The 20,520-nt window shown below is 58.7% G+C and carries 12 protein-coding genes; 6 read left to right on the top strand and 6 right to left on the bottom strand.

Annotated features, from left to right (window positions below; all coding sequences use genetic code 11):
• Window positions 1–42 precede the first annotated feature (42 nt).
• The 6 genes from ACSQ1W_RS08115 to ACSQ1W_RS08140 all read right to left on the bottom strand — a co-directional run bounded on the left by ACSQ1W_RS08115 (window position 43) and on the right by ACSQ1W_RS08140 (window position 5,899).
• Complete coding sequence (locus tag ACSQ1W_RS08115) at window positions 43–219, bottom strand: hypothetical protein (protein WP_436042741.1); 177 nt, start codon at window positions 217–219, stop codon at window positions 43–45.
• 444 nt (window positions 220–663) lie between these two features.
• Window positions 664–1,617, bottom strand: coding sequence for a hypothetical protein (locus ACSQ1W_RS08120; RefSeq protein ID WP_436042742.1), 954 nt, complete (start codon window positions 1,615–1,617; stop codon window positions 664–666).
• Window positions 1,618–1,635: 18 nt separating this feature from the next.
• Window positions 1,636–2,412, bottom strand: a complete 777-nt coding sequence (locus ACSQ1W_RS08125) for a DUF2971 domain-containing protein (RefSeq protein ID WP_436042744.1) — start codon at window positions 2,410–2,412, stop codon at window positions 1,636–1,638.
• Window positions 2,413–2,750: 338 nt separating this feature from the next.
• On the bottom strand, window positions 2,751–3,626 hold the full coding sequence (locus ACSQ1W_RS08130; RefSeq protein WP_436042745.1) for a toll/interleukin-1 receptor domain-containing protein: 876 nt from the start codon (window positions 3,624–3,626) through the stop codon (window positions 2,751–2,753).
• Between the two features lie 18 nt (window positions 3,627–3,644).
• Complete coding sequence (locus tag ACSQ1W_RS08135) at window positions 3,645–4,703, bottom strand: ComEC/Rec2 family competence protein (protein WP_436042747.1); 1,059 nt, start codon at window positions 4,701–4,703, stop codon at window positions 3,645–3,647.
• An 86-nt stretch (window positions 4,704–4,789) separates the two neighbouring features.
• The gene (locus ACSQ1W_RS08140) at window positions 4,790–5,899 is read right to left on the bottom strand and encodes a tyrosine-type recombinase/integrase (RefSeq protein WP_436042749.1); all 1,110 of its coding nucleotides are present in this window, start codon (window positions 5,897–5,899) and stop codon (window positions 4,790–4,792) included.
• Between the two features lie 106 nt (window positions 5,900–6,005).
• Between ACSQ1W_RS08140 and ACSQ1W_RS08145 the strand changes: the two genes are divergently transcribed.
• The 6 genes from ACSQ1W_RS08145 to ACSQ1W_RS08170 all read left to right on the top strand — a co-directional run bounded on the left by ACSQ1W_RS08145 (window position 6,006) and on the right by ACSQ1W_RS08170 (window position 20,371).
• A complete protein-coding gene (locus ACSQ1W_RS08145) occupies window positions 6,006–6,944 on the top strand; it encodes a DNA-binding protein (RefSeq protein ID WP_436042751.1) in 939 nt (312 codons plus the stop codon).
• Between the two features lie 27 nt (window positions 6,945–6,971).
• Window positions 6,972–7,523: a hypothetical protein gene (locus tag ACSQ1W_RS08150; RefSeq protein ID WP_436042753.1), complete on the top strand. Its 552-nt coding sequence runs from the start codon at window positions 6,972–6,974 to the stop codon at window positions 7,521–7,523.
• Between the two features lie 218 nt (window positions 7,524–7,741).
• Complete coding sequence (locus ACSQ1W_RS08155; protein ID WP_436042755.1) at window positions 7,742–9,916, top strand: type I secretion system permease/ATPase; 2,175 nt, start codon at window positions 7,742–7,744, stop codon at window positions 9,914–9,916.
• Window positions 9,913–11,334, top strand: coding sequence for an HlyD family type I secretion periplasmic adaptor subunit (locus tag ACSQ1W_RS08160; protein WP_436042757.1), 1,422 nt, complete (start codon window positions 9,913–9,915; stop codon window positions 11,332–11,334). Before ACSQ1W_RS08155 ends, ACSQ1W_RS08160 begins: the two co-directional genes overlap by 4 nt.
• A gap of 228 nt (window positions 11,335–11,562) precedes the next feature.
• Window positions 11,563–12,057 (top strand): hypothetical protein, encoded by a 495-nt coding sequence (locus tag ACSQ1W_RS08165; RefSeq protein ID WP_436042759.1) that lies wholly within the window; start codon window positions 11,563–11,565, stop codon window positions 12,055–12,057.
• 22 nt (window positions 12,058–12,079) lie between these two features.
• Window positions 12,080–20,371, top strand: a complete 8,292-nt coding sequence (locus tag ACSQ1W_RS08170) for a calcium-binding protein (protein WP_436042760.1) — start codon at window positions 12,080–12,082, stop codon at window positions 20,369–20,371.
• Window positions 20,372–20,520 lie beyond the last annotated feature (149 nt).

Consider the following 20,520-nt stretch of genomic DNA (forward strand, 5'->3'; position numbering starts at 1 on the left):
AGAAGCTCTAAATTCAAGTGATCGGCCGCACAAACGTAATGACTATTTCAGATGCGCGGCGGAGTTGGCCGTCGCGCTGTCGCTCTGGAGATAGCCCATGACACTTGCCACGGCCCGGTGTTCGGTCATGGCCATCAAGGCGGGTAGGGCAATCGGCTGGCCGGCGCCCTCGGTGGCAAACCCCGCGCGCAGGCGGCCGTCGCCGAGGTAGCAATCCATCGGCCAAACGAGAGCGGAGCTGGACGATGGCGGCCACCGCCTTGGCGCTCAAGCCGACCCGATGCAAGGGCCCCCCAGCCGCCGGAAGTTCGGCCCTTCGGAAACAGCCGGAGGCCTGCAGCGAGGCGGCGAGCGCCTGGGCCGCCTCGTCCGGCGTGGACCTGTTCGACGATCCGGCTGGCTCGGTCTTGCGATGGTTCAGCCCGTAAAGTAGCCGTCATCGGGCAGGGCCCTTGGGCGGCGGCCGCAACCTCGCTGCGCGGGCGCCCATCCGAGGCAGGGCCGAAGCAGGGCAGGGCGCGATCACGCTGACAGGGCACCGACATCTATCAAGCTCCAGCGCCCGGCAACTTGAAATCCGCCTGCTCCTGCGAACTGGACATTCATCAGATCAAAGCATCGACAGCTGATTAGCGAGCGGGTCGAGACATCTAGTCGATCAACTCAATTGTCAGAGCTGTGGTCAGCGTCTGCCCGCCACAATGCATGCGGGAACACGTCTAGAGGAATATCCCTATCGGCGGGGCTTAGTAGGCTTATTTTCATTAAGTCTTCGGAATCTTTAGAGACCGTTACCACGGTATCACCGTTCTCGCCAGGGAACAGGAAGTCGGCTGGGAACGTTCCTGTAGCAACAGCTTGACCATTGAAATCCACTGGACGCCATTCGACCGATTCGTAGCGCGGATGGATGCTCATAGTTGCCGCTACTTCTGTGAGGGTGAAAGACCTTCCCTCGTGGACGATGTGCGTGTCTTCTGGAACACGGAAGGTGAAGTTGAAATGATCAGTTCTCTTCATCACCTCGCCAAGGTTCGACATGATTCTCCTTGTCAGCCCAGCACCCCTCGCAGCCTCAAGGACCAAGCGCCCAAGAGGCATCTCAGTGCCTTGTAACTTCACGACATCATCTGGGCCGATTTGGAGCGAGCTCTTGTCAACTATGGGATCACTGAACTTCACCGAGATCTCCCGCAGCGCAAACCGGACATCCGCAATCGTGCCGCCCCTGAGCTTGGAAAACAGGGACTTCCACTCGAAAGAATGAGCCTCACCGATCGTCAGAAGGGTGACATTGTCCTTTAGCGCCTTCCTGTGGACCTGCCCAGTAAAGCCGGACTCGGATACCAGCACCGTCTTGGAAATTGGTAGGTCAGCATGTTTTGCTCGCATTTCGCGATACCACTCTACGGTGGCTTTCCGTTTTGTTGAAGTGCATTCTATGCCTACGAGGATGCAGTGACTTCCGACCACCTCCTCAATGACGATATCAACTTCTACATCGGCACCCGTGTCTCTGTCCTGCAGAATTCGCGACTCGGTGACAGTCCCAGAGCGCGACAGATGGCCCTGGATTGCGCGGACAAGGCGCTGGAATGCATTGGATCGTATTGGCATGACTTTAATAATGCCCAATCAGAGTTGTGCAAGTTGTAGCGCGAATTTTTCACTAACGGTTGATAGCCTTCCGAACTCAACATGTCGAAGTGGCCCCTTACTGCACAAAGCAACAACCTTATCGACGAACACTTGATCCGAACGGCATCCGAATATCACTCGTTTTAGGGCGCTTGGCTTGAACGAGACCAGTCCGGCGGTATGCGGCTTCATAAGCCTAACCTCGCCTTCGTATTCCCAAGCCTTGCTCTTTGTGGATATGAGTCGAGTCACAGCATCATGCGGATCCAGGAAGTGATTTATCGGTTCATATTCGACGGTGTAAACGACATTGATCGGAGTAGTGAAGAAGTCATAATCCTCTTCGATATCGAACTCCAACACTAGGCCTTTGTGCTCCTCAGCATAGTGTGACCACATTAGGATGTTGTCGAATGTTCTTGAAAGGCAGAAAACTCCCATGTGATCGATAACTCTAGCCCTCGCGGCTGTCATGATCGCTTCCAGTTCGGCCGTCGACACAGGAAAACTGGAAAGGTGGTCGCGATTGGGGCGGCCTTCGAGGATGTGGTTACGGAACCTAACGGCTTCTTCAGGGGTGTGAACGCTCACTTCTGACAAGTTGCAATCGAATGGATCATTGAAGGAACTCGGCTTTGGGAACCAAAGCTTCATCGATTCAAAGATAGCAAGGGTGTTCTCGCCTGTGCCCCGGTACTTGTACAGGGATTTGGGGAACTTTCCTTGCGCGATCGCTTGGCGAACAAGACTCTTATTTGAAGCATGGCTATTCATTAGAACTCAGTCCTGGAGAGGTGCTATAGGATCAGTGCGCACTCGGAGCACGATTCAGAAAAATGCGAGGCTAGAGCGCGTCACATGCCTTATCGAAGCATCTCCGGATACGGTACGCATCCCTGCCAGCTTCGTGTTGGGCACCCAAGCGCCGGAAATAGACCGACACAGCCCGCGGAAAACTGCCAACGATACAGGGGGGGGGCGCCGCTTTGTCGCTTTTATAGACCCCATTGGCTTGGCGTGTGGTGTGGACCGATGGCGATGGAAATCGCTTTACGAGCTTACTCATAAGCGAGCCACCTAGGATTGTTCGGACGCGAGTGGGTGAAGTGCGCTTACATGCCGTAGTACTTAGAGCTAAAGCTAACCGTCAGTGGGGCATCGTCGTAAAGACAGGAAACGCTCACTTTCAGGCGTTTCTTGTGGTCGTAATAGGTGTGTGAGTGCGTCTTTCTCCTCACAAGTTCCAGCTCGGATGGATTGATGCTGAGCGCTCCCAGTACGATTTCCGAGTCAAACTCCTGATCCTGACGGTGAGGAGCAGTTCTCTTCAAGTCAATGTCCACATAGCTGATGAAGTTTCCTTCAGCTTCTAGCAACATGCGACATTCCGCTGTTTCAAGAACAATGTTTCCAACCTGGTTTGGAGTGCCACCTGTTGCTTGCGCGGCGTCTTGGATCGTCATACCCATGTATTGAAAGGGTCGATGAAACGGCCGCGTTAGCATTGGCAAAGACTTTGCCCATGCCATATCGATAGCCTGGCCTAAGTTCGCCATGCCTGTGGTGGGTGCGTAAGCATTCCGATTGAAGACAAGCCCCATGCTCTTGACCAGATCTTCCAGGGAAGATGCATAGCTGGCCTCATCGGCAAAGTTTGCATAACGCTTGCCCAGCAAGAAACCTGGCAGGTCGCATTGCCGATACATCAAAGGCAGGACCTTGAGTCGACGCCCCGCAATCTCGAGATTCATTGCCACGTCGACTTCTCGCTGAACCCAGGGGGAGGCGACCGAGTCGGGGGAAAGTATCACCGCCAAATACTCGGTGCTATCGATACCCGTTCTGATCTTTTCGATCAGCGATTCGCCGACTTTGATCTCCGCTTCGTCCAGCCAGTAGCGAATGCCTTGATTGCCCAAGTCAGCGGCCAGACGCCTAACGAAGGGCTTGTCAGCATGGTTATGGCTAAGAAAGATCGCAGGTGGCATAGGCATAAGTGGAGCCGCTTAAAGTGGTTCAACTTCAAAAGAAAAGGATTCAGCCACTGCGGGGCTGGTATTCGCGTGTCCGGGCCCATGAAAATGGGAAAGTCCGGTTTTTCGTGTCGAGTAGACGGGGTAGCCACGCCTCATGAATGCGTTCTTCACTTGCGCGCGCGGGTAGTCATGCTTGTTCGCGCCTACGGAACAGTACGCTGTACCAATGACGGTGCCGGGTGGTTGCTTTTTGCCCAGCCAGCGGTCCAGGACATCAGGCGTTACGTTGTGCCGGCTTCCATGATGAGGCACTTGGATAAATCCCGGTCGCGGCAGCCCGAGTTGCTGGGCACACACCCATGCCTCAGTCAGCCCGATAGGACCGACGTCTGCGGTCAGAAGAATGCCTTTACCATCGAGTGTGGCATGTTGAACAACACAGCTTTCATTGGACGCTGATGTGCTGGCGGTCCTGGCAAGAGTTTCAATATCCCAATCTTCAAATAGTCTCTTCGCCTTCTCAACGAGGGATCGCAGTAGGCCATACGTTTCCAGGCTCGCGGCCTCAGTAGAGTACCTGTCGGGAGTCTTGCCAAAGTCTGGTATCAACCGGATGTATCGGTCACGGCTGGGTGCAAGCACAGTGAACTTACCGATTCGAGCGCCTTGGAAGGCGTCGTGAATCCGAGTTCCTTGGAGTCTGGCCAACCGCTCCAGCTCTACCAGGTAAGGGTGACGGTCCCGAATGTCCTGAATCAGCCCTTGCAACGTGAAGTTGCCATGGAAGTGATGAAGAATCTGATCAGCGTAAAGCCAAGGCCGATTCATCCAAAGATGCTCGACTTTAATCTTCTTCATAACACCGATAAGGCCACATGCGTGGTCATTGTCGGCATGCGAAAGCACCATGTGGTTTATGAAGAAACCAGGGTAGTAAGTCTTGATGTGATCAATGACGGTGTCGGCCGTATCGGTCCGCCCACCGTCAGTAACATGGAGCAGGTAACCCTCAGCGTCGTTACCGTAGCGAACCACAATCGCGTCGCCTGATCCTTCTCCGACAGGTAGGAAATCAATCTCAAAGTTCATGCCACGCCCAACTCATCCATGAAGCGCGCAATCTAACAATATTTCACGTGCCCTTCACTTACTCGGCGCCGGCCCCGATTCGCTCTTCAAGGCTCCCACAGTTGAGGCGACGTACTTGAATCCTCCAGGAGCAGCGCCGCCGGATTGCTTGATGCAGCCCCGGCTTGGAAATAGCCCATCACACTGGCCACGGCCCGATGCTCGGTCATGGCCATCAGGGCGGGCAGGGCAATGCCCTGGCGGGCGCCTTCGGTCACAAAGCCCGAGCGCAAGCTGTGACCCCCGAAATCCCCCTCCAAGCCCGCCAGGCGCGCACGCCGCTGGATGATCGCGGCCACGGCCTTGTCGCTCAGGCCGGGCCCCACCCGCGGGCCCCAGAGGCGGCGGAACATCGGCCCTTCGGTGATCGCTGCAGCCTCCAGCCACGCCGCCAGCGCATGGGCAGCCGCGCCCAGCACAGGCTTATCGGGGCTGGAGCCGACCGTCGGTCCGGCCTGCTGGGTCTTGCTGTGGCCCAACCAGTACACATAGCCGCCCTCGGGCAACGCTCGCAGATCGGCCAGGTCGGCCGCCGCGATCTCGCTGCGCCGGCGCCCGCCGGAGGCGAAGCCGAAGCAGAGCAGGGCGCGATCGCGTAGCCCCTCGAGCGAGTCGTCACAGGTTGCCAGCAGCGCCTCGAGCTCGGGTCGCGCTAGCGCGGTCTTCTTGCGCGCTCGTACGCCTTGCTTGACCGCGGCCCGCCGGCTGCGTGCGAGCAGGTGGCGCACACCCGGTGCCTCGGCCGGATTGGGCGCGGCCTGGCGCAACCGGTGGGCGGTGGACAGCACGGCGACGCGGTGGATGACGGTGGCCAGCGACCACGCGCCCGGGCGTTGTTTCAGGCCGCTGGATACCAGCACCTCATCCAGCGCCGCAGGCAGCTCCCACACCGGGCCGCTCGCGGTGCGGCGGGGCAGGTGGTCGACGATGAACTGGATCACCGCCGCCTCCGGGACCGGCAGCGTCAACGCTTGGCCGTAGCGGCCCTGGAACCAGCCGGCCCAGTAGCGCAGGGCGCTGGCATAGCTGCGGGTGGTGTTGGCCGAGGCCGCGGCGGCGAGGATCTCGCGCACGGCGTGGGCGGCTTGTGCGGCCAAGCGGTCGGGTTGAAGCGGTGTGTGCCGTCGGACCAGCGGCGAGCTATCGTTATTTTTCATATGTACTATGTATGTAATACTATGATATTACACCATTACTTCCGGTAAATATAACTTATCGGATGTACAGCGCGACCAGCCCGTTTCTTGCAGGAGGAGACCTTCGATGGCCCGCGGCATCACCGAATCCGACGTGCATACCGCCGCCGATGAACTGGTCGCCGCCGGCGAACGGCCTACCGTCGATCGCATCCGCGCGCACCTGGGCACCGGCTCGCCCAACACAGTCACGCGTTGGTTGGAGACGTGGTGGCGGGGGCTGGCGCCGCGGTTGCATGCGCATAGCGCGCAGCAGGCGATACCGGAGTTGCCAGCACCGGTCAGTCGCCTGGCGCAGCAGCTCTGGGAGCAAGCGGTGGGCATTGCCCGAACTGACGCCGAACAGGCCATGGCGCAGGACCGGCTTCAGTTGGATGCGCAGCGCCGCGACCTTGAAAGCCGGGAAGGGGAACGGCAGACGCAGCTACGCGACGCGGCAGACGCGGCAGACCAGGCGAGCCAAGCGCTGGCGGCCGCCCAGCAGCGTCTGGCTGACCTGCAGCGGGCGAGCGATCTGCAGCAGGAGCAGATCCGCGACCTGAGCGGGCAACGCGCAAACCTGGAGGCACGCAGTGCGCGTTTGGAGGCTGACCTCCACACCGCTCAACAGCGCGCAACCCAGCGCGAGGAAAGTCTGATCGCCGAACGCGATACCCAAGCCCAGCACCTGCGGGCGCTGGAAGATCGGGCCCACAGCGAGATCGATCGCGCTCGCCAGGAAACGAAGGACGTGCGCAGCCAGCTGGCAGCCCTGCAACGCAGTAGCGAGGCACTTCGTCAGCAGCGGGACGACGCACAGGCCGCCACCGCTGCCGCGCAGCGCGAGGCCGGGGTGCAGCGCGGCCGGGCCGACACGCTAGAGCAGCAGTTGGCGGGGTTGGGCGAATTGCCTGCAGCATTGCAAGCCACGCTGGCACAGCTGCAGCCGCCCAAACCGCGGCCACGCAAAGCGAGCGCACCACCCAAGGCCCAAGTAGGTCATCGGCGACGCAAAACCTCGTCTTAGCGCAGCTCGCCGACGGGAGCAAACCAAATGATTGATCCAAAGACGCTGCGGGTGCGCGGGTATGGCGGCATGGAGAAGGAGTCGTTCGAGGCCTATCTAGAACGCTGGCCGGCTGCGCTGAGCAATTTTCCGGAGGACGTCATCCGCGAGTGGGTCTGGCGGCATTGGGATGACTTTGAACGCCTGTGGGTCAGCCGCGGTATCGAACGCTTTGCATTTCAGCCGCGCCAGTATGACAACCAGGCCATTCTGGACATTGGCCGCTTCGACTCCTGGGACGATCTGGCTGCGCGCCAGTTGGACCCCAAAGAAGATCTGGACTTCTGGGTCGGGCGCTACATGACCGAACACGGCACATTCCCCGCACCGATCATCGTCGCCACCAATAGCGAAGGTCTCACCCATCCTCGGGGCATGCCGATGCCGGCGCGTCTGCTTGTTGAAGGCCATAGGCGACTGGGAATGTTGCGTGGTCTGTTGGCCCTCGGCGTCCCAGGCGTCCAAGCCGTGCATTCCGTCTGGGAGCTCACACTACCGCGTGATTGCTTTGCACCGCCGCACAGTTCCGAGCACGATTGACGGCCAGGACTCCGCAGCACTGGTAAATGCACATACAGAAATGCATTTACGCCTAAACAACCAATCGAGCTTGTTGACAAGGGCGCGCTCGGAAAATCAGGATACGTCCGAGAGCCGCGTGCCACTGACGGCGTAGGCATCTCGGGCTCCATTCGCTCTGGTAGCCATTCCGCCAGAGAGCGTAGGGAACGCGCTGACAGTGATTTGGGGATCTACTGATGGCTCAGGGAAGCAGCCCACTGGTGCTGGTGGACGAATTGCCGTCCGACGAGGAAGACAACTCACCCATAGACCTGGGTCTCGCTGGGCTGGTGCTGCTTGCTCAGTATCACGGCGTGGCGGCCGATGCCAGTCAACTCAAGCATGAGTACGGACAAGGGAACGAGCCGTTTGATGCAACCGGCCTCCTGCTGGCCGCAAAGCGACTAGGACTCAAGGCGAAGATATCCGCCGTACCCGTCCATCGTCTGGACAAAGTGTCGTTGCCGGCGATGGCGTTCCAGCCCGACGGCCAGCACTTCATCGTTGCCAAAGCCAATGATCAACAAATCCTCATTCAGGATCTGAAGCTGCAGCGACCCCAAGTGTTGTCCCGAGAGCAGTTTTCCGAACGCTTCAGTGGGCAATTGTTGCTAGTGGCCTCGCGCGCCTCCGTGCTGGGCGAGTTGGCCAAGTTCGACTTCCGCTGGTTCGTGCCTGCGGTGGTCAAGTATCGGCGGATACTGCTGGAAGTCTTCGTCGTTTCGCTGTTTATCCAACTGTTCGCACTGATCACGCCGTTGTTCTTTCAGGTCGTCATGGACAAGGTGCTTGTCCATCAGAGCCTGACGACACTGGAGGTCATCGCGATCGGTCTGGTGGCAATTGCCGTCTTTGACGTGACGCTGAATGGTCTGAGGACGTACGTCTTCTCGCATACCACCAGCAAGATCGATGTCGAACTGGGAGCTCGCCTTTTCCGCCACATACTTAACCTGCCGCTTGCCTACTTCGAATCGCGCCGTGTAGGCGAAACGGTAGCCCGCGTCCGTGAGCTTGAGAACATTCGCAACTTCCTGACCGGGCAAGCATTGACCTCGGTACTGGACCTTCTGTTCACCGGTGTGTTCCTGGCGGTGATGTTCTACTACAGCTTCTGGCTGACCCTGATCGTCGTGCTTTCCCTGCCTGTGTATGCACTGTGGTCGGCCGCCATCACGCCGGTGCTGAGAAAGCGCCTAGACGAGAAATTCGCCCGGGGTGCTGAGAACCAGTCCTTCTTGGTCGAAACCATCAACGGAATAGGCACGGTCAAGGCCACGGCCGTGGATCCGCGCATGACCCGCACATGGGATGCGCAGTTGGCGGGCTACGTGAGTGCCGGATTCAAGGTGGCGCGCCTGGCCAACGTCGGTCAGCAGGGCATCCAGTTGGTACAGAAGCTGGTAGGCGTCGCTATCCTGTTCTTCGGCGCCCGCTTGGTCATCCAAGGGGATCTGTCGGTTGGCCAGCTGATCGCCTTCAACATGCTCTCCGGGCAGGTTGCCGCGCCCATCCTTCGGCTGGCCCAGCTTTGGCAGGATTTCCAGCAGGTCGGAATCTCGGTCCAGCGGTTGGGCGACATCCTCAATACCCGGACCGAAGTGCCCGGTAGCCGCATGACGCTGCCGGCGATTCAGGGGCGTGTGACGTTTGAGGGCGTTGGTTTCCGTTACCGGCCGGATACGGCAGAGGTTCTGGCAGGCATCGACCTGGACATCGCGCCGGGGGAGGTCATTGGCATCGTGGGACGCTCAGGCTCCGGCAAGAGCACGTTGACCAAGCTGGTGCAGCGCCTCTATGTGCCCGAGCGCGGACGCGTCCTGATTGATGGCCATGATCTGGCGTTGGCCGATCCGGCGTGGCTGCGCCGGCAGTTGGGGGTGGTGCTGCAGGAGAACTTCCTGTTCAACCGGAGCATCCGCGAGAACATCGCCTTGGGCGATCCTGGCATGGCGCTGGAGAGGGTGATCCACGCCGCACAGCTGGCCGGTGCGCACGATTTCATCACCCAGCTGCCGGAAGGCTACGACACGAAGGTGGGCGACAACGGGGCAGGGCTTTCGGGTGGGCAGCGCCAGCGCATCGCCATTGCTCGAGCCCTGGTTACCAATCCTCGGATCCTGATCTTCGACGAAGCCACCAGTGCATTGGACTACGAGTCCGAGCATGCCGTCATGCAGAACATGCGGGCCATATGCCAAGGGCGCACGGTTCTCATCATCGCCCACCGTCTCTCTACCGTGAGGATGGCCAACCGGATCGTCGTTGTCGAGAAGGGCAAGATCGTGGAGTCCGGTCGTCACGACGATCTGGTGGACCGCCCGGGTGGCCAGTACGCGCACCTCTACAAGCTCCAGCAAGGTGTCGCATGAAGCACATCCTGAGTGCGGCCAAAGAGTTCCTGGCTCGTTATGGCCAGGCGTTCTCAGCGGCCTGGAAGGTGCGCGCACAACTGGACCCACCGAAGCGGTCGGACGACGAACTAGCCTTCCTGCCCGCTCAGCTGGAGCTGGTCGAGAGCCCGGCATCGCCAGCAGCACGCTGGACGATGCGGATCATCATGACCTTGTTCTGTGTGGCTCTGCTTTGGTCGATCTTCGGAAAGCTGGACATCGTCGCGGTCGCTTCAGGCAAGACCGTCGTCAACTCTCGTACCAAGGTCATCCAGACCGCCGAAACCGCCGTGGTGCGCCGCATCCTGGTCCGGGATGGACAGGCGGTACGGAAGGGCGATGTGCTGGTCGAGCTGGATGCCACTGCGACCGGAGCGGATTTCGAGCAGGCGGGCGACGCGCTGGTCAATGCTCGCTTGGCTGCGCTCCGTTTTGAGGCAATGACAAAGGCGCTCGAGTCGGGTCTTCTTCCCGGTGCTCCTGAGGAGCCCGGCCTGCCAAATGATCGTGTGCGTGCTGAGTGGTTGCTGGCGGCAAGCGAGCTGGCGGAGTACCAGGCGCGGCGACAGAGCTTGCAAGCAAGCATCGCCCAGCGTCAGGCACAAGAGAACACCGTGCGCTCCCAGATCTCACCGATGGAGCAAAGTCTGGCGATCTCCAGAGAGCGCGTGGCCGACTTGGAGAAGCTGCTGGATGGGCAGTACGTCAGTCGGCACGAGTTTCTGGCGCGAAAACAGGAGATGGTCGAGATGGAGCGCTCGCTGACGGCACAACGAGCAACCTTGTTCGAGACAGGTTCGGCACTCGCCGGAGCGCGTGAGGAACTACAGGTGCTGGAGGCTGACACGCGTCAGCAAATGTTCGAAGGCCTTCGCCAGGCACGCGAGCAAGTGGGGCAGTACCGGCCTCAGGTCGCCAAGACGCAGCAGCGAGACAGGCTGATGCAGCTGCGCGCTCCCGTAGACGGCAACGTACAGCAGTTGACGGTACATACCATCGGGGGTGTCGTGACGCCCGCGCAAGCCCTCATGGCCGTGGTGCCCAGCGAGGAGTCGCTGGAAGTGGAGGCCACCGTTCTGAACAAGGACATCGGCTTCATTCGGCCGGGCCAGCGGGCGACAGTCAAAGTAGAAAGCTTTCCTTATACCCGCTATGGATACTTAGACGGGGTGGTCGAAACCATTTCCCATGATGCAGCGCAGGATGAAAAGCTGGGATTGGTTTTTCCAGCCCGGGTTCGACTGACAGATACCACACTAGTGGTGGATGGTGTGAAAGTGGCGCTTACGCCGGGCATGAGCTTGAGTGTCGAGATTAAGACGGGAAGAAGGCGATTGATCGACTACCTGTTGAGCCCTCTGAAGCAACATCGTGAGGAATCACTCAGGGAAAGGTGACTTCTAGGGTCTTATGAAAGCCGCACGAGAGGTTGGGCTTCTTACTTAAGATTGCGAATCAAACTCGGAGGACCTGTGGCTACACTGAATCTTAATGGAGAGCAGCTTCGGCCGCGTTTGTCACACAAGTCGCCACGCGACGCGATTCTTCGAGTACTCATTGTTCTACTGACAGTTCTTCTCGCTGGTTGCAATGACGTAACGCTGCATTGGCAGGAGCACGCTGATGTGAGCGACGGGCTACGTGTGCTGGTCGAGCGAACCGCCGACGGAGAGAAGTACTCGGAACTCGGTGGGCCTAAGGCCTGGAAGCAGTCGGCGATGACGGTGGAGGTGCTCGATATTTCAGGCGGAGTTGCCCCGCTTCCGCCGAAATGGGTGGGCAAAGACGTTCCGATGATCCTTGACTATGAACAAGAATCCGGTGCGTGGTCTTTGATTACGACCTTCTCCTTCTGCGAGAGTTGGTACGAGGCCGGCCGCCCCAGGCCGCCATACCTTGAGTATCAATCCAAGAATGGTGGCCATTGGACACCGGTGGCGCTCGAAGAAAGATTCCTAGAGAAGAAGGCGAACCTCCTGACGGGGCCGCGCGCCGATGGCGAACCTCGGTTGGTGACGGACTCGGACAAGGAGCTTAGGCGCCGCAGTGCGGCTCCAAAATTTCAAAGGGTTCTGCGTACATGGGGAAAAGAGCAAGAGAACTACTGTGACACCTACTAAAACGGACTTAGGAGATTAGGTGATGGCTACGAACCTGGAACTGGCGCAACTGGCTACGCATGTGTATGCACGGCCCGACTCCAACAAGACCCCTCTTACGGGCGGGTGGTCACAGTTTGCTAGACAAGAAGACGACGAGTGGGGCTTCTCGGCAAGCTCCTATGTTCGAGGCGGCGAGATCGTCATCTCCTTCGCTGGGACGAATCAATCGCCAATAGACTGGACAACGAACGTTCCAGCGGGGGTTGGCATTACTGCACCCCAAGTCCTCACCGCGATCAGCTACGTGCTCAATGTCATGTCGCAGAATCCAGGTGCGACGTTCACGTTCACGGGTCATTCTCTGGGCGGAGGGTTGGCTTCGGTAATGGCGGTGATGTTCGACGTTGCCGCAACTGTCTTCGATCCAGCTCCATTTGAACTCACTGCTAGAAGCGAAGAGTTCCTCGCCCTCATAGATGGATGGCCACACCCGAGTGGGTACAGGAATGCAGCGCTCGATGCTTACACGTCCAGCGGCGGAGCGCTGTTCCCTCAGCGGGAGCCCCAAGTCGTCGGGTACAGCGTGGCTGGAGAAGTGCTGGAACTTCTGCGAGCAGCTCTCCCCACCGTGCAAGGCTCCCATCACACATACGTCGTAGGCAAGCCTCCACTGACTGAAGCCAATCCCATCAGTACGATGATTGGATTGCATTCCATGGATCTGCTGAGCGCTGTGATGAGATCCAGCTTGTTCAATACCGGCGTCGTGGAGCAGACAAGATCGTTCCAGGTGTTCTCTGATGAGGGGCTCTACGGCTCTGACAGTCGACTCGAACGGCCTGACTTCATGGCCAGGATCCACAATCGACACCTTGCCAACGCAGCAGGTGGTGAAGGTGCACTGGATGTTCTTGGTCAAGATCTCCAAGACATAGGAGACGTAGGGGCAGCATTCGAGGAGACATTGAATCGGGGCATCCTGGCCGCGCTGGCTGAGTACCATTACTTCCAGACTGGCGGCAGCTATGAAGGATTCATTGAAAGAGTGCACGCGGGCACTCAGTTTGATCTTGCGAATATCTCATCGACATCTGATCGAAAAGGACAAGACCGCCTCCGTAACAACGTTACGGAATGGCTCGCAGAGGAGGGAGAAGTATCAACTGACGTATCTAGGTTCAGTAGCTTTGTTGTGCAATCGGGTCAGGGAGGCCTCCAGTTCGAAGCGCAGCAGGACATGGATGATCTGATCCTCGGCGGCACTGGAAATGACACGGCCTCGGCGGGCGGTGGCGACGATTTCATCTTCGGCTGGGACGGATCAGATACTCTCCGCGGAGGATCGGGTAGTGACGAGATCCATGGCGGTGACGGAAACGACATCCTGTACTCTGGATCGAGTACCGAAGATTCGGACACAAGCGAGAACCGACTGTACGGCGGCGATAATGATGACACTCTCTACGGTTCCGGAGGAAGAGACTATCTGGATGGCGGCGAGGGTGTTGACCTTCTGCAGGGTGGCGATGGAGTAGACACGTACAAGGTTGACGACTACGACACCATCTACGACTCGGATGGCAAGGGGTCTGTCTTTTACGGCAACAAGCAACTGACGGGCGGAACTCGCCCTGAGGACGGGCCAGATAATGTCTACTATGGGAACGGAGATATCTATGTTCTCAATGGTACGACGTTGATCATCAACGGCATGCTGACCATCCAGAACTTCGACAAGGAGAACAACAGCCTCCAGATCGTACTGAAGGACCCTGAGGACGAGGAGGAGACAGACGACGAGCGTCCCAGTACCGATGAGGCTTCAACAAGAACGTCACCGATCGTGATTGATCTTGATGGCGACGGCGTCGAGACACTCGAGCTTGGCGCGGTTAACTTTGACCACGATGGTGATGGTCTGCGGGAGCAGTCAGGCTGGGTGTCCCCCGATGACGGAGTTCTCGCACACGACAGAAATGGCGACGGGCGCATCAACAACGGCGGGGAGCTGTTTGGCAGCCATAGTGTCCTCGAAAGCGGGGAACTCGCCAGTAACGGCTTTCAGGCGCTGGCTGAGTACGATGACAACGGCGATGGGGTCATCAACTCGCAGGATGGCTCCTATGCGCAGCTGAGGGTATGGAGAGATCTGAACGGGAACGGCGTCAGTGATGTCGGCGAGCTTCAGAGCCTGTCGGAGGCGGGTGTGGTATCCATCGCTACGAGCTACAACGTATCGACACAGGTTGATGCGCATGGTCATGAACACCGACAGATCGGCGCTGTGGTGTTGAGCGACGGGACAGCGTCAACCGCTTCAGATGTTTGGTTCCGAGTGGACGCGGGGGAACGAACCAACAGCGGTGAGATCGAGCTTTCGGCCGATCTGCTGATGCTACCCAACGCAAGAGGCTTCGGCAGGGTTCAAGACCTTCGGCAAGCCATGGCGTTGGACCCACAGCTAAAGGAGATCCTCCTCCAGTACCTATCTGAGACGGACCCCAACGCGAAGAATCAGCTACTGGATAGCTTGATCTATCGCTGGGCTGGTGCAGCGGACGTGGATCCATACAGCCGGGATCCAAGCCGTGTGTATGGTCACGTCATGGATGCGCGCCAGCTGGTCACGCTCGAGAATCTTGTTGGGCATGGCTATATGGGGATATGGTGCTGGGGCGAGTACGATCCAAATCCTCATGGCCAGGCGGCGCCACTGCTCATAAGTGAGTACTTGGAGTTCAAGCGCTTCACGGCGGCACAACTTCTAGCACAAACCGAGTTTTCGGAAGAGCTGGATATCATCCAATCCGCCTTCGGATCCGATGCCAATGGGGTCTCTGTTGACTGGGATGCACTGCAGGGAAAGCTGACCGCCCTCTTGGCGTCGGGCCAGGAAACCCGAATCCGCGCTCTGGTGACCGTTCTGACAGATCTTGGTGTTTACTCATCGGGCTATCGTGCCCAGCGCGACGCCGCATTCCAGGCCATCGCCGCAACCAACCCTCAACTGGCGCCATTCTTCGATCTGAACAGTCAGATCGGCACGCTGAGTAACGATGCGCTTTTCGGCAGCGGTATCTTCTATGGCCTAGCAGGTGATGATCGGCTCTACGGCGGCCACAACGGGGACAGCTATCATTTCTCGAGGGGTCACGGGAACGACACCATCCTAGATAGCGGAGGGCTGGATCAGATCGTGCTTAGCGAGGGAATTTCTGCTTCGGATCTGATCTTTACCAGAAACGTCACCACGGTCTGGATGCATGTAAGAAACTCAGATGGAAGTGACGCTGGGTCCGTCAGGATAGATAACTTTTTTGACTTTGATGGCACCGTAGATTTCGGCGCAGTTGAGCTGATCCGCTTCGCCGACGGCAGCAGCATGACCCAACAGCAGATCCTTGCGATTCTCACAGCCTCATCTGTATCCACAGGCGATGACCTCGTATTCGGTACATCTGCAAGCGACACAATCGACTCGCTTTCCGGGCACGACAGTATCCACGGCCTAGCCGGGAATGATCACATTTCTGGCGGGGAAGGCAACGACAATCTGATGGGTGATAACGGAAACGATGTCCTTGTGGGAGGTGTCGGGGACGACTCCCTGGTTGGTGGCCGCGGCAGTGACACCTATGTCTTCGAGGTAGGTCACGGAAACGACACTATCAGCAATGCCGCAGAGGCCGCCGGCGTCAAGGTTGACCGGATTGCGCTCGGTGCAGGTATCGGTCCGGCGTCGGTAACTGTCAGGCGAGCAGAGGGTGACCTCATCATCCAGACCTCGCCGAGCGATAGCATTCGAGTGGTCGGATACTTCAGTGGTCACGGGAACAGTGGTGTAGCCATTGACCAGATCGTGTTCGATGACGGGACGATTTGGGGCATTGAGGAGATCAAGGGTCGGGTACTTGAAGCGAGCTCTGGTTCTGACACCGTGTATGGATATGACACGAACGATAGTCTCGTGGGTCTTGCTGGAGACGATCGTTTGTTCGGGAATGGAGGTGACGACATTCTGGACGGTGGCGACGGGCACGACTCCCTTGAGGGTGGATCAGGTAATGATCAGATTCTCGGCGGTCAGGGCATTGACGTTATGCAGGGCGGCGATGGAAACGACCACGTCGACGGAGGGGAAGGAAACGACACACTCTCCGGCGGTAGTGGTGACGACATTCTTCTTGGCGGCCTCGGTAGTGACCATCTCGAAGGTGGAGCTGGGCGAGATTCGCTCAATGGAGGCGATGGAAATGATCAGCTCAATGGCAACGTAGGAGACGATGTACTGGAGGGTGGGCTTGGCGATGACATCCTCTACGGCGAAGCCGGCACCGATCTCCTTTCAGGTGGGCTTGGCAATGATCGACTCGAAGGCGGAGAGGGCGACGACAACTACTACTTCGCAGCCGGGGGTGGCCACGACGTCATCAATGATAGCAATGGTCTAACGACCATTTTCCTCGCCGGACTACCTCTGAACGAGCTTGTCTTCCGGCGCGAGGGGACTTCCCTGGCTGTTTACTTCCTCAACTCCGTTGATGATCGTATCCACCTTGAGAACTTCTTCGACCCAGCCACTCAGCTGGCTAGGTTCGGACTTCGCTTCGATATGGGAGGTGGCCAGACCTGGAGCTTAAGCCCGACGGAGTTGGATGCCGCATCGATGGCCGGCACTGCGCTTGACGATGTCCTTCATGGAAACTCTCTGGAGAACTCAATCAGTGGCCTCGCTGGAAACGACACAATCTTCGGAAGCGGGGGGATCGACAATCTGCAGGGAGGCGCTGGCAACGACACTCTGTACGGGCAGGATGGGTCAGATGTGCTGCTCGGCGGGGACGGAGATGACGTTCTCAATGGCGGTTCGGGCGCTGACCAGCTCTCCGGTGGTGTCGGAGACGACACCTACGTCATCGACGACGCTGGGGATACTGTCACGGAGCTCGAGAACGACGGAAATGACGTCGTGAGTAGCAGCATCAGCTACACCCTCAATCAAAACATCGAGAGGTTGGTCCTCACTGGAAGCGGCCACATAAATGCTACGGGTAATGATACGGACAACGAAGTTGCCGGTAACGGGGGGAACAATCGATTGACTGGCCTCGCGGGGAATGATGTGCTGGCAGGTGCTGCTGGGGACGACATTCTGGACGGTGGGCTCGGTGACGACCAGCTTGAGGGCGGCGACGGGTACGACATGCTGTACGGTGGGGCCGGGTTGGATACGCTAGATGGAGGCGAGGGGATCGACCAAGCGGTTGGCGGCCTGGGTGATGATCTGTATCGGGTTAATGATGCTAGTGACATCATCGTTGAGCACGATGGAGAGGGTGCAGATACGGTCGAATCGACGGCCTATAGCTACACGCTATCGATGAACGTTGAGCACCTGACGTTGACCGAGGGCACTGGTTCCTACGAGGGTTTTGGCAACTCGTTGGCCAATGTACTGACGGGCAATAGCAACGATAACCGCCTCGACGGTGGAGCCGGTGCCGATAGCTTGATTGGCGGCCTGGGCAACGATACCTACGTCATTGATTCGGCGAGCGATGTGATCGTCGAGAACGCCGACGAAGGGATCGACACAGTCGAGTCGAGCATCAGCTACACGCTCAGCTCGACGCTGGATAATCTGACCCTGCTGGGAAGCGCCGACCTCAATGCCACGGGCAATGACGGCGACAACGTCATCCAAGGTAACGAGGGTAGCAACCTCATTGAAGGCGGAGATGGTGCGGATACCCTCTCTGGTGGCGCAGGCGACGACTATTACGTCGCTGTATCGGCGGATGATAGTGTCCACGAGTACGCTGGTGAGGGTGTTGATACCGTAGAGCGCGTGTTCGAGACCAACTTGGTTCTAGAAAGCAATGTTGAGAACCTGATCCTTGGTGCCGGCATCACAACCGGCAACGGCAACGGGCTGGATAACACCATTACCGGCAATGCCGAGGACAACACCCTGGGTGGCTGGGATGGTGATGACTTCCTGCATGGACTGGACGGTAATGACGCGCTCTTTGGTGGCGATGGGACCGACACGCTCTTGGGCGGCATTGGGAACGACTATCTGGATGGCGGTGCGGGCGTGGATCTCCTCGAGGGCGGTTCGGGCAACGATGTCTACATCATCGATGACAGTGCCGATGTGGTGGTCGAGGCCGCAGGCGCGGGCACCGATCAGGTACAGACGACCGCTTCATATGCACTGTCAGCCAACATCGAGAACCTGTTCCTGATGGAAGGCGGTGCCATCGATGGCACAGGCAACGCACTGGACAACTACATTGCGGGCAATAGCGATGCCAATGTGATCGACGGCGGTGCTGGCAGCGACACGCTCGTGGCTGGTGGCGGCGACGATACGCTGATCGGTGGAACCGGCGATGACAAGTATGTCTTTGATGAAAGCTCGGGAAGCGACGTCATCGATAACAGCGATGGCGGCTTCGATGGCGTATTCTTTACCGGTGGAGTGGCCAGGGAACGCCTGTCCTTCTCACGCGATGGTGACGACCTGCTGATCTTCATCGATGCGGCCACCGCCCCATCAGTGCGCGTGCTGAACCACTTCCTGGGGGGCGATGCCGCCATCGACTACGTACAGCCCGATGGCGGCTTCTACCTGACCACCACGGAGATCAACCAGATCGTGGCAGGAGGTGGCACCGGTGGCGAGTACGACCAGGTGATCGAGGGTACGGCTTCGGGCGAGCAGCTGGTGGGTGGCACCGGCAAGGACCTCATCAAGGGCTTGGCGGGCAACGATCAGCTATTCGGCATGGGCGGAAACGACACTCTGCAGGGCGGCGACGGCGACGACTACCTAGCTGGCGGTAATGGCAGTGGCAGCGGCTCCGGCAATGATCGCCTCGAGGGCGGGGCAGGGGCGGACACCCTGGCGGGCCAAGATGGGGCCAACGCCCTGATTGGTGGTGCCGGCAACGATAGTTATGTCTACGGCGGAGGCCAAGACACCATCGACAATACTGGTGGTGGATACGATGGCGTCTTCTTCAACAACGGCATTCTGGCCGACGATCTGGCTTTCACCCGCGACGGGGATGACCTGCTGATCACCGTCGATGGCAATGCCAGTGCCACGGTTCGGGTTACCAATCACTTCCTGGGCGGCGACTATGCCATCGACTTCGTCCAGCCGGCTTCGGGCAGCTCGCTCAACACCGCCGCAATCAATGCCTTGGCTGAAGATGACGGTGGCAACCCGGGCGGGGGCGGCAATGAAGGCAACGACAATGACTACTCCAATGTGGTCACCGGCACAGGGTCAGGCGAGCAGTTGCTTGGGACCTCAGGTCGCGATCTGATTCGTGGGCTGGGCGGCAATGACACCCTCTTTGGCTTCGGCGGTGACGACAAGTTCGAAGGCGGTGATGGGGATGATTACATCTCCGGAGGTAATGGTTCGTTCAATGGCTCGGGTAATGACATCCTGATCGGCGGCAATGGCAATGACACGCTGGTTGGTGAGGATGGCGCTGACATGCTGATTGGCGGAGCCGGCGATGATGATTACTACTACTCCGCTGGCTCGGGGAGCGACACGATCGACAACGTAGGCGGCGGCACTGATTGGGTGTTCTTCAACGGTATCGCGCGCGAACGACTTTCCTTCCACCAAGACGGCGATGATTTGCTGATCCGGGTCGATGCCAGCGCAGCGTCACAGGTTCGGGTGCTGGGGCACTTCCTTGGCGGTGGCCAAGCCATCAGTTACGTGCAGCCGGGTAGCGGGTATGCCATCCCAGCATCCCAAATCCCAGGACTGCTCACGTCGCTGCCGCAGGGCTTTGCTGCAGTTTCCTCAGGCAATTCATCTGCCCTCATCGCACAAGAGTCAAATACCTCCAGTGCCGACCTTACATCAGGCCATGGCCGTGCGACGCAAAGCTTGCCTGCCCGTACGGACAGCCAGGTTGGTATCCAACGGGTTGCCGTGATTCAGGAAATACCGCTTGGCGCAGCTGAGACAGGTCGCAAGCCGGCAATCACCGGCGGTTCCGGGCAGCCGACGCTGGTTGATCCGCCGGCAACGACGGGAGGCGGTCTGGTCCCGCTGCTGGAGCGTTGGGAGCACCGGGAAATGCCGTGGGATGGGCACTTCTCGAATGACGCTGGCTGGGGCGAGCAATGGCCGCATGACGTTCCTGCCGTACATGGCGACCCGAGCCCCGATATCCGACAACTCGAAGGGCTCATTTCGGCCATGGCCGGCTTTGGTTCCGGCGGAGGAGCAGACATGTTGTCCATGTCACGGCCCGAGCATCGCGACACGACTATGTTCGCCGTTCATATGATCTAAGTCCTTTATCCCACGCGCTCTCGTGTGAAGAGGGCCGCGCGCTGCGCGGCCCTCTTTTTCTCTCTGCGTTAGCGTTATTCTTAGGGAAGCACGACGCGGCCGTCGAAACTGGGGACATCAGAGTGCCGCCAATGGTGAGGGTTGACGCG

Source organism: Pseudoxanthomonas sp. LjRoot143 (assembly GCF_964252945.1).
GTDB lineage: Bacteria > Pseudomonadota > Gammaproteobacteria > Xanthomonadales > Xanthomonadaceae > Pseudoxanthomonas_A.

Coding starts and splice junctions, on each gene's coding strand:
- ACSQ1W_RS08115 (WP_436042741.1), bottom strand. CDS start 219: ATGGATTGCTACCTCGGCGACGGCCGCCTGCGCGCGGGGTTTGCCACC.
- ACSQ1W_RS08120 (WP_436042742.1), bottom strand. CDS start 1,617: ATGCCAATACGATCCAATGCATTCCAGCGCCTTGTCCGCGCAATCCAG.
- ACSQ1W_RS08125 (WP_436042744.1), bottom strand. CDS start 2,412: ATGAATAGCCATGCTTCAAATAAGAGTCTTGTTCGCCAAGCGATCGCG.
- ACSQ1W_RS08130 (WP_436042745.1), bottom strand. CDS start 3,626: ATGCCACCTGCGATCTTTCTTAGCCATAACCATGCTGACAAGCCCTTC.
- ACSQ1W_RS08135 (WP_436042747.1), bottom strand. CDS start 4,703: ATGAACTTTGAGATTGATTTCCTACCTGTCGGAGAAGGATCAGGCGAC.
- ACSQ1W_RS08140 (WP_436042749.1), bottom strand. CDS start 5,899: ATGAAAAATAACGATAGCTCGCCGCTGGTCCGACGGCACACACCGCTT.
- ACSQ1W_RS08145 (WP_436042751.1), top strand. CDS start 6,006: ATGGCCCGCGGCATCACCGAATCCGACGTGCATACCGCCGCCGATGAA.
- ACSQ1W_RS08150 (WP_436042753.1), top strand. CDS start 6,972: ATGATTGATCCAAAGACGCTGCGGGTGCGCGGGTATGGCGGCATGGAG.
- ACSQ1W_RS08155 (WP_436042755.1), top strand. CDS start 7,742: ATGGCTCAGGGAAGCAGCCCACTGGTGCTGGTGGACGAATTGCCGTCC.
- ACSQ1W_RS08160 (WP_436042757.1), top strand. CDS start 9,913: ATGAAGCACATCCTGAGTGCGGCCAAAGAGTTCCTGGCTCGTTATGGC.
- ACSQ1W_RS08170 (WP_436042760.1), top strand. CDS start 12,080: ATGGCTACGAACCTGGAACTGGCGCAACTGGCTACGCATGTGTATGCA.